This window comes from Lutimaribacter saemankumensis, from assembly GCF_900100005.1.
Taxonomy (GTDB): Bacteria; Pseudomonadota; Alphaproteobacteria; order Rhodobacterales; family Rhodobacteraceae; genus Lutimaribacter; species Lutimaribacter saemankumensis.
This window is the reverse complement of sequence record NZ_FNEB01000002.1, coordinates 90,043-103,616: the sequence shown is the minus strand read 5'-3', so window position 1 is coordinate 103,616 and position 13,574 is coordinate 90,043. Positions and strand designations below refer to the sequence as shown.

Annotated in this window: 12 protein-coding genes; 9 read left to right on the top strand and 3 right to left on the bottom strand. The window is 65.1% G+C overall.

Annotated elements, in window-relative coordinates; genetic code table 11:
- Window positions 1–12 precede the first annotated feature (12 nt).
- The 5 genes from mreC to BLT50_RS05130 are packed head-to-tail and all read left to right on the top strand — an operon-like array spanning window position 13 to window position 5,495.
- Window positions 13–948 (top strand): rod shape-determining protein MreC, encoded by a 936-nt coding sequence (mreC, locus tag BLT50_RS05150; protein WP_090027253.1) that lies wholly within the window; start codon window positions 13–15, stop codon window positions 946–948.
- The gene (locus BLT50_RS05145; RefSeq protein WP_090027251.1) at window positions 941–1,480 is read left to right on the top strand and encodes a rod shape-determining protein MreD; all 540 of its coding nucleotides are present in this window, start codon (window positions 941–943) and stop codon (window positions 1,478–1,480) included. Before mreC ends, BLT50_RS05145 begins: the two co-directional genes overlap by 8 nt.
- On the top strand, window positions 1,477–3,420 hold the full coding sequence (mrdA, locus tag BLT50_RS05140; protein WP_090027249.1) for a penicillin-binding protein 2: 1,944 nt from the start codon (window positions 1,477–1,479) through the stop codon (window positions 3,418–3,420). Before BLT50_RS05145 ends, mrdA begins: the two co-directional genes overlap by 4 nt.
- Window positions 3,417–4,556, top strand: a complete 1,140-nt coding sequence (gene rodA, locus BLT50_RS05135; protein ID WP_090027246.1) for a rod shape-determining protein RodA — start codon at window positions 3,417–3,419, stop codon at window positions 4,554–4,556. The genes mrdA and rodA overlap by 4 nt, the downstream gene beginning before the upstream one ends.
- Before the next feature lie 3 nt (window positions 4,557–4,559).
- On the top strand, window positions 4,560–5,495 hold the full coding sequence (locus tag BLT50_RS05130; RefSeq protein ID WP_090027244.1) for a 2-hydroxyacid dehydrogenase: 936 nt from the start codon (window positions 4,560–4,562) through the stop codon (window positions 5,493–5,495).
- Window positions 5,496–5,541: 46 nt separating this feature from the next.
- Here the strand turns inward: BLT50_RS05130 and BLT50_RS05125 are convergent, their stop codons facing one another.
- Window positions 5,542–6,336 (bottom strand): SseB family protein, encoded by a 795-nt coding sequence (locus BLT50_RS05125; RefSeq protein ID WP_090027242.1) that lies wholly within the window; start codon window positions 6,334–6,336, stop codon window positions 5,542–5,544.
- Window positions 6,329–6,937, bottom strand: a complete 609-nt coding sequence (locus BLT50_RS05120; protein ID WP_245723298.1) for a uracil-DNA glycosylase family protein — start codon at window positions 6,935–6,937, stop codon at window positions 6,329–6,331. The genes BLT50_RS05125 and BLT50_RS05120 overlap by 8 nt, the downstream gene beginning before the upstream one ends.
- Before the next feature lie 20 nt (window positions 6,938–6,957).
- On the opposite strand from BLT50_RS05120, the gene BLT50_RS05115 reads away from it, so the two are divergent.
- Window positions 6,958–7,731 (top strand): 23S rRNA (adenine(2030)-N(6))-methyltransferase RlmJ, encoded by a 774-nt coding sequence (locus BLT50_RS05115; RefSeq protein ID WP_090027240.1) that lies wholly within the window; start codon window positions 6,958–6,960, stop codon window positions 7,729–7,731.
- Between the two features lie 183 nt (window positions 7,732–7,914).
- Here BLT50_RS05115 and BLT50_RS05110 read toward each other — a convergent pair whose 3' ends face one another.
- Window positions 7,915–9,483 carry a 2-isopropylmalate synthase gene (locus tag BLT50_RS05110; protein ID WP_090027238.1) on the bottom strand — a complete coding sequence of 523 codons (1,569 nt, stop codon included), beginning with the start codon at window positions 9,481–9,483 and terminating at the stop codon, window positions 7,915–7,917.
- A gap of 276 nt (window positions 9,484–9,759) precedes the next feature.
- Here BLT50_RS05110 and BLT50_RS05105 point away from each other — a divergent pair, with 276 nt between their 5' ends.
- From BLT50_RS05105 to BLT50_RS05095, 3 genes are all read left to right on the top strand, one after another.
- Window positions 9,760–10,419, top strand: coding sequence for an SDR family NAD(P)-dependent oxidoreductase (locus tag BLT50_RS05105; RefSeq protein WP_090027236.1), 660 nt, complete (start codon window positions 9,760–9,762; stop codon window positions 10,417–10,419).
- Window positions 10,413–11,942: a cryptochrome/photolyase family protein gene (locus BLT50_RS05100; protein WP_090027234.1), complete on the top strand. Its 1,530-nt coding sequence runs from the start codon at window positions 10,413–10,415 to the stop codon at window positions 11,940–11,942. Before BLT50_RS05105 ends, BLT50_RS05100 begins: the two co-directional genes overlap by 7 nt.
- A 242-nt stretch (window positions 11,943–12,184) precedes the next feature.
- On the top strand, window positions 12,185–13,564 hold the full coding sequence (locus BLT50_RS05095) for an alginate export family protein (protein WP_245723297.1): 1,380 nt from the start codon (window positions 12,185–12,187) through the stop codon (window positions 13,562–13,564).
- Window positions 13,565–13,574 lie beyond the last annotated feature (10 nt).

The following is a 13,574-nucleotide window of genomic DNA, read 5'->3' as shown; positions in this document are numbered from 1 at the left end:
CAAGGGGGTAACTTGGCAAAAGAACGGACCAAAGAAGAGGATTATGTTGGTCCCCTGCGGCGTCTGCTGACAGGGCTTCTGATCCTGTGCCTTGCGGGCCTGTTCCTGCTGTGGCGGATCGACAGCCCGCGGGTAGAGCGGATGCGCGCCCAGATCACCGATGCGGTGGTGCCGAATTTCGAATGGATGCTGACGCCCCTCACCGCGACTGTGAACCTGTTCCGCGACTTCCAGAGCTATCAGCGCGTGGTAGAGCAGAACCAGGAACTGCGCCGCGAATTGCAGCAGATGAAGGCCTGGAAAGAGGCCGCCTTGCAGCTGGAGCAGGAAAACGCCCGCCTGATGGACCTCAATAAGGTGCGGCTTGATCCGCGGCTGACGCATGTCACGGGCGTGGTTCTGGCCGACAGCGGATCGCCCTTCCGGCAGTCGGTCCTGCTGAATGTCGGCGCGCGCGACGGGATCGTCGATGGCTGGGCCACGATGGACGGGATCGGGCTGGTCGGCCGGATTTCCGGCGTGGGCGAAAATACCGCGCGGGTGATCCTGCTCACTGACAGCGCCAGCCGTATTCCCGCGATCATCCAGCCTTCGGGGCAGCGGGCGCTGGTGCAGGGCGACAACACGGTGGCGCCGCCGATCTCGTTCCTGGAAAACCGCGACGTGGTGCGTCCGGGCGACCGTGTGGTGACTGCGGGCGATGGCGGGGTGTTTCCGGCGGGTCTGCTGATCGGGCAGGTGGCCGAGGATCCGGGCGGCCGGCTGCGGGTGCGGCTGGCAGCGGATTACGAGCGGCTGGAATTCCTGCGGGTGCTGCGCAACCCCGGCACCGAAGTGTTGCGCGACCCCGGCGCGCTGGTCGTGCCGGTGACCGACGACGCAGACCCCGCCCCGGCCGAAGAAGCGAACGCCGCGCCCGCAGGCGGGCAGGAGGCGGGCAATGATTGACCAGTCTCCCTTGCGCCTCTGGTCGATGCGGGCGGGCTATATCGGGCTGTCGCTGCTGATCATCCTGGTTCAGCTCATGCCGCTGGAATTCACGCCGCGCCGCTTTGCGCCACCCGATTACCTGATCTGCCTGACATTCGCCTGGGCCGTGCGGCGGCCGGAATACGTGCCGGCGTTGTCGATCGCGGTTGTGATGCTGCTGGCCGACCTGCTGTTCCAGCGCCCGCCGGGGCTGGGCGCGGTGCTGGTTCTGGGCGGGGCCGAGGTGCTGAAACGCCAGATGCGCGGCCTGCGCGATCAGCCCTTCCTGATGGAATGGCTGAGCGCCGGTATCGTCGTGGCGGCAGTTTTCCTGGGCTATCGGCTGGTCGCGGCCATTTTTCTGATCCCGCAGGCCCCGCTGTCGCTGGCGGTGATCCAGGCGCTCGGTACCATTCTGGTCTACCCGCTGGTTGTTCTGCTATCATATGCGGTGCTGGGGCTGCGGAAATCCGCCCCCGGCGAGGTGGACACGCTGGGGCATCGTCTATGAGGCGCACACCCAAGGATACCCAGGACAGCATGCGCCGCCTGACGCGGCGGGCATTGGTCGTCGGCGGCCTGCAGACGGGGTTTGTCGGTCTGTTGGGGCTGCGCATGCGTTACCTGCAGGTCGAACAGGCGGACGAGTTCCGCCTTCTGGCCGAGGAAAACCGCATCAACATCCGCCTGATCCCGCCTGCGCGCGGCCAGATCTATGACCGAAACGGCGCGGTGATCGCGGAAAACGTGCCCTCCTACCGCATCACCATGGTGCGTGAGGATGCCGGCGACGTCGATCTTGTGCTGCGGCGGCTGTCCGCCCTGGTCGACATCACCCCCGAGGAAATCGAACGCGCGCGCGAAGACCTGAAAAAGCTCCGCGGGGATACCCCCGTAGCGATCGCCGACCGCGTCAGTTGGGAAGAGATTTCCAAGGTCGCCGTCAACGGTCCCGCGCTCCCCGGCGTCACCCCCGAGGTCGGTCTGAGCCGGCATTACCCCTCGGGCGGGGATTTCGCCCATGTGGTTGGCCGCGTCGGGCCGGTCAGCGATTTCGACCTTTCCCGTATCGAAGACCCCGATCCGCTGCTGCGTATCCCGCGCTTTCAGATCGGCAAGGTCGGCGTCGAAGCCGAGGCCGAGGAAATCCTGCGCGGCAAGGCCGGCATCAAGCGTGTCGAGGTGAACGCCGCCGGACGGATCATGCGCGAACTGGACCGCCGCGAAGGACGTGCCGGGGCGAACCTGCAACTGACCGTCGACAACGACCTCCAGCAATTCGTCCAGGCCCGGTTGGGCAATCAGAGTGCGGCCGCAGTGGTTATCGACTGCGAAACCGGGGATCTTCTGGCCGTGGCCTCGTCCCCCAGCTATGATCCGAACCTGTTCGTGCGGGGCATTTCCGTCAGCGATTATTCGGCGCTGACCGAAAACAAGTACCGCCCGCTCGTGCCCAAGACGGTGCAGGGGCTTTATCCGCCGGGGTCGACCTTCAAGATGGTGACGGCGCTTGCCGCGCTCGAGGCCGGGATCGTCACCCCCGAGGAAACCGTTTACTGCCCCGGCCACCTCGAGGTGTCGGGTCGCCGGTTCCACTGCTGGAAACGCGCGGGGCACGGCAGCATGGACCTGGAAAGCTCGCTGCGCGAAAGCTGCGATGTCTATTACTACGACCTCGCATTGAAGGTCGGCATCGAAAAGATTTCCGAAATGGCGCGCCGGCTGGGGCTGGGCGTGGCCTTTGACGTGCCGATGTCGTCGGTCAAGGCCGGGGTCGCGCCGACACGTGAGTGGAAGATGGAACGCTTTGGCCAGGACTGGGTCATCGGCGACACCGTGAACGCGTCGATCGGGCAGGGCTATGTCCTGTCCTCGCCGCTGCAACTCGCGGTGATGAGCGCGCGTATCGCGACCGGGCGCAGCGTCACGCCACGGCTGATCAAGTCGATCGACGGGGTCGAACAGCCCACAGGTCACGGTGAGGATCTCGGCTTTGATCCGGGCAACCTGCACCAGGTGCGCCGCGCGATGTATGCGGTCAGCAACAACAGGCGCGGCACGGCCTATGCCAGCCGCATCCTGACCGAGGAATTCCGCATGGCCGGCAAGACCGGCACCAGCCAGGTGCGCAACATCACCGCCGAGGAACGCAGGCGCGGGATCACCCGCAACGAAGACCTGCCCTGGGAGCGGCGCGACCATGCGCTCTTCGTGAACTTTGCGCCGTTCGATGCGCCCAAATACGCGGTGTCGGTGGTCGTCGAACATGGCGGTGGCGGGTCTACCGCCGCCGCGCCGATCGCGCGCGACATCACGCTGCAGGCGCTTTACGGCGGCAATCCCCCGCTCGAGGCCTACCCGTCCGCTGACCGCAGCCGCATCAAGGCGCTGCAGGACCGGTTGCGCCGCGAACGCGAGGCGCGCGAACGCGAGGCACAGGGCCGCGCATGAGCTATCTTGAGTATACGGTCAAACATGTCCCCACGGGGCCGCGCAAGCTGTTGTATCTGAACTGGCCGGTGGCGTTGCTTCTGATCGCGGTCGCCAGCGTCGGGTTCCTGATGCTCTATTCCGTCGCGGGCGGGTCGTTCAACCCCTGGGCCGAGCCGCAGATGAAGCGTTTTGCCGCCGGGTTCGTCTTGATGATCATCGTCGCGATGGTGCCGATCTGGTTCTGGCGCAACGTGGCGGCGGTGGCCTATGCCGGGTCGATCCTGCTGCTTCTGGGGGTCGAATTCTTCGGTGCGGTGGGCATGGGCGCGCAGCGCTGGATCGACCTGGGCTTCATCCGGCTGCAGCCATCCGAGCTGACCAAGATCACGCTGGTGATGCTGCTGGCGGCCTATTACGACTGGCTTCCGATGAAAAAGGTGTCGCACCCCTTGTGGGTCGCATTGCCGGTTTTCTTCATCCTGCTGCCCACGGCGCTGGTGCTGATGCAGCCCGACCTTGGCACATCGTTGCTGCTGGTCATCGGCGGCGGGGCGATGATGTTCCTGGCGGGGGTGCACTGGTCCTATTTCGCGGCAGTGATCGCCGCCGGCATCGGGCTGATCGTGGCGGTGTTCGAATCCCGCGGCACGACCTGGCAATTGCTGAAGGACTACCAGTATCGCCGGATCGATACGTTTCTCGACCCCAGCCAGGATCCGCTGAACGCCGGCTATCACATCACCCAGTCCAAGATCGCGCTTGGATCGGGGGGATGGGCCGGTAAGGGGTTCATGCAGGGCACGCAAAGCCGGCTGAACTTTCTTCCCGAAAAGCACACCGATTTCATCTTTACCACGCTGGCCGAAGAGTTCGGCTTTGTCGGGGCGGCGTCGCTGCTGCTTCTTTATGCGCTGATCATCATCTTCTGCGTCGTTTCGGCGCTGAACAACAAGGACCGGTTCTCGTCCCTTCTGATCCTGGGGATTGCGCTGACCTTTTTCCTGTTTTTCGCGGTCAACATGTCGATGGTGATGGGTCTTGCGCCGGTTGTGGGTGTTCCTCTGCCGCTGGTCAGTTATGGTGGCTCGGCGATGCTTGTGCTGATGGCCGCCTTCGGCCTTGTGCAAAGCGCCCATGTCCACAGACCGAGGTAACTTATGACCGTGAATGTCCTTTTCGCCGCCCGCGCCGAAAAGTGGGAGGATTACGAAACACCGCTGAACGCGGCATTCGAAAAGGCGGGGATCGACGCCGACCTGCGCACCGAGTTTCCGCCTGAAGAGGTGGATTACATCGTCTACGCCCCGAATTCCTGGCTGCAGGATTTCACCCCCTACACGCGCTGCAAGGCGGTGCTGAACCTGTGGGCGGGGGTGGAAAACGTGGTCGGCAACGAAACGTTGACCCAGCCTTTGTGCCGCATGGTGGACGAGGCCGGTCTGACCCAGGGCATGGTCGAATGGGTCACTGGCCACACCCTGCGCCTGCATCTGGGCATGGACATGCATATCAACGGGCAGGACGGCAAGTGGCGCACATACAGCCCGCCGGTCGCGCAGGAACGCCCGGTGACGATCCTGGGGCTGGGTGCGCTGGGGCAGGCTTGCGGGCATGCGCTGGCGGGCCTGGGTTTCCCGGTGACAGGCTGGAGCCGGACCGAAAAGCAGGTCGAGGGCATCACCTGCCTGTATGGCGATGACGGGCTGAAGCAGGCGCTGTCGACGGCACAGATACTGATCCTGCTATTGCCGCACACGGCGCAGACCGAAAACATCCTGAACGCCGACACGCTGGCGATGCTGCCCGAAGGCGCGATGATCCTGAACCCGGGGCGCGGCGCGCTGATCGAGGATACGGCGCTGCTGGCGGCACTGGAATCTGGCCATGTGGCACAGGCGACGCTGGACACGTTCCGGCAAGAGCCGCTGCCGGTGATGCACCCGTTCTGGGCGCACGAAAAAGTCACGGTGACACCGCATATCGCCGCCACGACGCGCCCCGAAACGGCTGCCGCCGTTATTGCCGAAAACGTCCGCCGCGGCGAGGCGGGCGAGCCGTTCCTGCATCAGGTGGACCGCACCGCCGGGTATTGACACCAGGCGCGGCGGGCAAATGCCCGCCCTACGAAAGCGGCACGGCCTAGCGCAGTTTCGGCGGGTTGTCCGGGTCCGATCCCGGGGCGATGCGTTCGACTTTCGGCGGCTCCGGCGCGGGCGGGATGTCCAGCCGCATGCCGCGCGCCTCGATCGCCGGAAATCGCGGGTCGTCGGCATCGACGAACACCACGTCGATCGCGCCCGCCTCGATCCCCGAAAAGGTCAGCGCCTCGGACACGGTCTTGGCCAATGGGGCCTGCGCCCGGTCTTCGGCACCGAGGATCGCCAGCATGTGGGCGCGGGCACCGCTATCGTATTCGGCCTCGACCAGGAACGCCGACTGCGCCAGCCCCGCCGCGCGTGTCAGCCGCCCGGCCAGCGCATCCAGCACGGGCTGCGGCAAGCGGCCCGGTGCGTGGATTGCCACCACAGTGGCCTGCGCCTCCTGCGGGGCGGTACCCAGGGTGTCGACCAGCCATTGCAGCGCCTCGGCGGGGATCAGGAACGAGGTCGGCCCTGCCTCGAGGTTGATGCCCAGCCCGATCCCCTGCGGCGCCAGCATGCCCGCCAGAACCCGCCCCGAGATCGCGGCATAAGGCGCGGGGCCGCCGGTGAAATGCGCCATCCGGTCCTCGGCGTCGAACGCCACCACAAAGGTCTGATCGCCCAGATCGAACGTGTCGGGCGCGACCTGGTCGCCCTTGGGGTCGTCGCGCAGGACGAGGAACAATTCGGTATCGGCCAGCACCTCGTAATAACGCGCGCGGGCCAGGTCGTCCTCGGGGGCGGCCTCCATCGCGAAAAAGGCCCGGTCAAGCTGTGTTTGCGTGTCAGTCATCGAGCACCTTTCGCACCTCTGCGCGCAGCGGCGGCAGAAGATCGGTTTCGAACCAGGGGTTTCGTTTCAGCCATGCGGTATTGCGCCAGGACGGATGCGGCAAGGGAAAAAGCCGGGGCGCATGGTCACGCCAGCCAGCCACGGTTTGCGTGACAGGCGTACGGCGGCCCAGGTGCCAGCGATGCGCATGCCCGCCCACCAGCACGGTCAGCCGGATATCGGGCAGGGCGGCCATCACCTGCGCGTGCCAGGTGCGCGCGCAGACCGGGGGCGGGGGCAAGTCGCTGCCCTTGGCGTCATACCCGGGAAAGCAGAAGGCCATCGGCACGATGGCCACGCGCGACATGTCGTAGAACGTGTCCGCCGTCATGCCCAGCCAGTCCCGCAGGCGGTCGCCCGAAGGGTCGTCGAAGGGACGGCCGGACTTGTGCACCCGCATCCCCGGCGCCTGACCCGCGATCAGCAGCCGCGCGCCGGGACGGAACCACACCACGGGACGCGGCGCATGCGCCGTGGCCGTCGCGGCAAAGCGGTCGGCGCAGAGGCGGCAGGCGGTGATCTGATCGCGGAGTGTCATGGCTTCGGGCTTGGCGGGCGTCATGGCATGGGATATGGCGGGCCATGCTGTCCTATCAACATATCTACCACGCGGGAAACCCCGCGGATGTGCACAAGCACGCCGCGCTGGCGGCGATGCTGGATTACATGACGCGCAAGGACAAGCCGCTGAGCTATATCGAAACCCATGGCGGGCGCGGGCTGTACCGGCTGGACGCGCCCGAGGCGTTGAAGACGGGCGAGGCCGCGGCGGGAATAGGCGCGCTGGCCGATGCGCTGGCGGGCACGCCCTACCGCGCGGTTCTGGACGAAATCCGCGCGGTTCACGGGGGCAGCGCCTATCCCGGCTCGCCGCTGATCGCCGCGCATTTCCTGCGCCCGGGCGATGCGGGCCATGTGGCCGAACTGCACCCGCAGGAACATGCCGCGCTGGTGGCGGCGCTGCGTGGCACCGGGTTGAAGGTGCACCGCCAGGACGGATTCGAGATGGCGCAATCGCTGTGCCCGCCGACCCCGCGCAGGGGGCTGATGCTGATCGACCCGAGCTATGAGGTGAAGGCCGAGTACGCCCGTATCCCGCGCGAGATCGCCAAGCTGCACGCCAAATGGAACGTGGGTGTCATCGCGCTGTGGTACCCCATCCTGACGAGCGGGGCGCACGCGCCGATGCTTCGTGACCTGGAAATGCAGGGCCTGCCGGGTGCGCTTTGCCACGAGATCGCCTTTCCGCCTGTGCGCGATGGCCACCGGATGGTGGGATCGGGAATGTTCGTGGTGAACGCCCCCTGGGGGCTGGCGGACGCGCTGGACCGGGTCGCGCGGCTTTTCAACGACTGAACGGTATCGCGCTTGCGCGCGATGCAGGTCTTGCGCCGCCCGTTCCGGGCGGCGCGGGGTGAGGGGCGCTGCCCCTCACACTCCCCGGGATATTTGCGGAAAGAGAAAACACAGGCACTGCCATGCAAAAAGGGCGCGGCCTGTTCTGGACGCGCCCTTACGTGACTGGTGTCGGGGGAAAGGTCAGCTGACGTCGCGGTAGCTGATTTCCTTGCGGTCCTGGCCCGTCTTGCCGCGGCGCACCAGCAGGCGGTTCAGCGCGTTGACATAGGCCTTGGCCGAGGCGACCACGGTGTCGGTATCGGCCGACTGGCCCGTGGCGATGTTGCCGTCTTCCTCGAGCCGGACGCTGACGGTGGCCTGGGCGTCGGTGCCTTCGGTCACGGCGTGGACCTGATAGAGCTGCAGATGCGCCTTGTTGGGGTGCAGTTCGCGCACGGCCTTGAAGGTCGCGTCCACGGGGCCGTCGCCTTGCTGGGTGGCGGTTTTCTCGATGCCGTCCACCTCCATCACGAGGGTCGCCTCGGCCGGGCCGCCGGTGCCGCAGGCCACGCGCAGCGACTTTATCTGCAGGGCGTCATTGGCGGCGTCCTCGCCGGCGTGGACAAGGGCCAGGATGTCTTCGTCGTAGACCTCTTTCTTGCGGTCGGCGAGATCCTTGAACCGCACGAACACGTCCTTGAGCTGGTTGTCGGCCAGGTCGATGCCGAGGTCGCGCAGCTTGGCGCGCAGCGCGGCGCGGCCGGAATGCTTGCCGAGCGGCAGCGACGAGGCGGCAAGGCCGACATCCGCCGGGCGCATGATTTCGAAGGTTTCGGCGTTCTTCAGCATGCCGTCCTGGTGAATGCCCGATTCATGTGCGAAGGCGTTCTTGCCGACGATGGCCTTGTTGAACTGCACCGCAAAACCGCTGGCCGTGGCGACGCGGCGCGAGATGTTCATGATCTTGGTGCTGTCTACCCCGGTGTGCCAGGGCATGATGTCGTGGCGCACCTTGAGTGCCATCACCACCTCTTCGAGCGCGGTGTTGCCGGCGCGTTCGCCCAGGCCGTTGACCGTGCATTCGATCTGGCGCGCGCCGCCCGCGACGGCAGCGAGCGCGTTGGCCGTGGCCATGCCCAGATCGTTATGGCAGTGGGTCGCGAACACCACCTCGTCTGCGCCGGGGACGGTTTCGATCAACCGCTTGATCAGGTCGGCGCTTTCGACCGGGGCGGTGTAGCCCACGGTATCGGGGATATTGATGGTGGTTGCGCCCGCCTTGATCGCGATCTCGATCACGCGGCAGAGGTAATCCCATTCGGTGCGCGTGGCATCCATCGGCGACCATTGCACGTTGCCGCACAGGTTGCGCGCGTGGGTCACCGTTTCGTGGATGCGCTCGGCCATTTCATCCATCGTGAGGTTCGGGATCGCGCGGTGCAGCGGCGAGGTGCCGATGAAGGTGTGGATGCGCGGTTTTCCGGCGTGTTGCACGGCCTCCCAGCAGCGGTCGATATCGGTGAGATTGGCGCGCGCAAGGCCGCAGATCACCGAGTTTTTCGACCGCTCGGCGATTTCCTTGACGGCGCGGAAGTCGCCTTCGGAGGCGATGGGAAAGCCCGCTTCGATGATGTCCACGCCCATTTCGTCGAGCAGCTCGGCGATTTCGAGCTTTTCCTCGTGGGTCATGGTGGCACCGGGCGATTGTTCTCCGTCACGAAGGGTGGTGTCGAAGATCAGAACGCGATCTTTGTCGATTGCTTGAGTCATATCGGGTCTCTTTGGCTTTGAGTGTCTGCTAAGGCATCATGGCGCGAAACATGCATCCTCTGAGCGGTCGCGCCGGGCCGGCACGCTCAGAGGCGGCTTAGCAGAAGCAGGCCAAGCAGGGATGCCGCGCGGGGTGCGCGGGCGATCGGTGCGATATGGGCCTGACGTGTCATGGGGGCAGGTTATACCGCGTATGGCGGAAATGAAAAGCCACGAATTTTACCTGTGCGCCCGAACCCCGTTGAAGCCGGGACAGGCGCCGCTATCTGGCAGGCGATGAAACGGGCATTGGTAATAGGCGCGTCGGGCGGTATCGGCGCGGCAGTACAGGAAGAACTGGTTTCGCGGGGCTATGCGGTTTCGGGGCTGTCACGGTCTGGCGACGGGCTGGACGTGACGGATGCCGATGCCGTGGCGCGGATCATGGGCGGGCTGGACGGGCCGTTCGAGGTGATATTCGTCGCCATCGGCACGCTGGCGGCGGGTGGCGGGCCGGAAAAATCGCTGCAGGCGATCGCGCCGGCGCAGATGGCGCAGGTGATGGCGGTCAACGCAATCGGGCCCGCGCTCGTGCTGGCGCATGTGGAACGGTTGCTGCCGCGGCAGGGGCGGTCCGTGGTGGGCGTTCTGTCGGCGCGGGTCGGGTCGATCGGGGACAACCGGATGGGGGGCTGGTATTCCTATCGCGCCTCGAAGGCCGCGGTGAACCAGATCGTGCACGGGGCCGCGATCGAGATCGGGCGCAAACGCAAGGAGGCCATCGTTGCCGCGCTGCACCCCGGCACGGTGGATACGGCCTTTACCGCCGATTACCCCGGTCACGACAAGGTCAGCGCCGCGCAGGCCGCGACCAACCTGTGTGACGTGATGGAGCGGCTGGAGCGGTCGCAAAGCGGCGGCTTTTTCGACTATGCGGGCAGGGAGATACCCTGGTGACGCGCCTTGTTTTGGTTCTGGGCGATCAGCTGAGCCCCGATGTCGCGGCGTTGCGCGCGGCGGACAAATCCGCCGATATCGTCGTGATGGCCGAGGTGATGGAGGAAGGCAGCTATGTGCCGCATCACCCCAAGAAGATCGCGCTGATCCTGTCGGCGATGCGCCATTTCGCCGAAGACTTGCGGGCCGATGGCTGGCAGGTTCTGTATTCCCGGCTGGACGATGCGGACAACGCGGGCTCGATCCCCGGCGAATTGCTGCGCCGGGCCGAGGAAACCGGCGCGTCCGAGGTGCTGGCGACGCGGCCCGGCGAATGGCGGCTGATCGAGGCGCTCGACGCGATGCCTGTCCCCGTGCACATGCACGAGGATGACAGGTTCGTCTGTTCGCACAAGGAATTCGATGCCTGGGCCGAAGGGCGCAAGGAATTGCGGATGGAGTATTTCTACCGCGAGATGCGCCGCAAGACCGGGCTGATGATGGACGGCGACAAGCCCGCGGGCGGCAAGTGGAACTATGACCACGACAACCGCAAGCCCGCGCAGGCCGATATGCTGCGGTCGCAACCCATGCAATTCACGCCCGACGACATCACCGAAGAGGTGCTGGACCTTGTCGGGGACCGGTTCGGCGGCAATTTCGGGACGCTGCGCCCGTTCCGGTTCGCGGTGACGCGCGGTCAGGCGCGGCGGGCGCTGGATCATTTCGCAAAAGAGCTGCTTGCGGGCTTCGGCGATTACCAGGACGCGATGCTGCGCGACGACCGGTTCCTGCATCATTCGGTGCTGTCGCCCTATCTGAATATCGGGCTGCTGTCGCCGTTGGAAATCTGCGAACGCGTCGAACGGGAATGGCGCGCAGGCAATGTGCCGATCAATGCCGCCGAAGGATATATCCGCCAGGTGATCGGCTGGCGCGAATACATGCGCGGCATCTATTTCCGGGAAGGGCCCGAGTATCCGCGCCGAAACGCGCTGAACCATCAGCGGGGCTTGCCCGATCTCTACTGGGGCGGCGAGACAGGGATGGAGTGTCTGAAACGCGCGGTCGAACAGACCCGCGACGAAGCGTATGCCCATCACATCCAGCGCCTGATGGTGACGGGGAATTTCGCACTTTTGGCCGGTATCAACCCCACCGTGCTGCATGAATGGTATCTGAGCGTCTATGCCGATGCCTTTGAATGGGTCGAGGCGCCAAATACCGTGGGGATGAGCCAGTTCGCCGATGGCGGCATCGTCGGCTCCAAGCCCTATGTGTCGTCGGGCAATTACATTGACCGGATGTCGGATTACTGCGGCGCCTGCGCCTATAGCGTCAAGGCAAAGACGGGCGAGGGCGCGTGCCCGTTCAACCTGCTTTACTGGCACTTCCTGACGCGCCACCGGGACCGGTTCGCCAGAAACCCCCGCATGGCGCAGATGTATCGCACATGGGACCGGATGGATGCGGACAAGCGCGACACGATCCTGGCCGAGGCCGAGGGTTTCCTTGACAGGCTGGGCCGCGGCGAGGCGGTGTAGCGCGCGGCGCGTGATCGGGCGTGCCGATTTTTCTTGAGAAAACGGCGCGGCATCGGACATAGTTCGAAGAGGTCTGATCCGTGCGCATCTCTCTGCGTTGGCTGGGGCAAGCGTCAAAGGCGTGTCGGGCTGGCGTATGTTTGAACGTGTTCCTTTTGTCCTGCGCAACAACGCATCAGAGACGTGGCATGAGTGTGAAACGGCTTTGCAAGGCAGGCGTATCTGCCGGAATTCTTGGCTGCATGGCCCTTCCGTCCGCCGCGCAGGACCGCGACCCGATGCTGTTTTACGACGCCGATGGCGTCAAACTGCGCGGGCATCTTCAATTCGGGTTGAACGCGGTCAGCGAAAGCAACCTGTTCTGGGATCTCGCAGCGACCACCGCGCCGGGCAGCGGGTTCGACGCCGATACCGACTGGCTGGAAGGTTACGTCAAACCGGGGCTCAGTTTCGAATACACGCTGGATGCCGGGGCGGTGCTGTATGGCAAACTGTCGGCGGTGTCCTCCTACACTTGGGGAACAGACGCGTTCGACACCGGAAACACCGGCGCCAACACGCTGGAAGAGGCCTATCTTGCGATCCGGGGCGATCTTGGCGGCGGGGTGTCTTACGATCTGTCCCTCGGTCCGCGCGAGCTCAGCCTCGGGACGGGCATGCTGATCGCGAACGGGGCGACAAGCGGGTTCGAACGCGGCGCGCTGAAGTTCGGGCCCCGCAAGGCGTGGGAACGGGCGCTGATCGCCAGGCTGACCTATTCGAACCTGACCGGAACCGCGTTCTTCCTTGACCCGAACGAGCTGCCTTCGACGGATGGCGGCAACGAGCTTGCGGGGATCGACCTGCGTTTCGACGACCCGCTGGGCGGCTATCTGGGGGCCACGTATGTAAACGTGCTGAACTCCAACTCGCCCTATCCGCAGGCGGCTCCGGGGGGTGTCGGCGCGCCGAGCGTGACGCCCGGCGCCCGCGAGGGGACGAACACGATAAGCCTTTATGGCAAGACGAACCCGTTTGAGGGCAATCTGCGGAACTGGGTGTTCACGGGGGATCTCGCCTATCAGTGGAACGACGATATCGACCTGTCCGCCTGGGCGGGCCGCGTCACGGCCGCCTATACCTTTACGCAGGCGAAATGGACCCCGACCCTGACGCTCGGCTACCAGAGCTTTTCCGGCGACGACCCCGGCACGACGGGACTGGAACGGTTCGACCCGCTTTATTACCAGGGCAGCCCAAGCGCCTGGGCGACGGGATCGAAATCGGCATCGACCTTCATCAATTCGAACGTCAACGCACTGACCCTGGCGCTGAGAGTGCAGCCAACGCCGCGCGACACGATCACCCTGCGATATGCGCATATCCGCGCGAACGAATTGAACAGCCCGATCCAATTCGGACAGGCGACACGCGTGGATATCAACGGCAATGTCGTTTCGGGTGTCACGGATGCCCATCTCGCCGATGATTTGTTTCTGGAATACAGCCGCATCATCAATCGCAACACATTCCTGACGGCTGGTGTCTCGGTCTCTGTTCCGGGGACGGGTATAGACAATGTCGTCGGTGGCAGCGCGCCCATTTGGACAGGAGGTTTCATCAATGTCGTTTTCAATTTCTAAACCGTTTTGC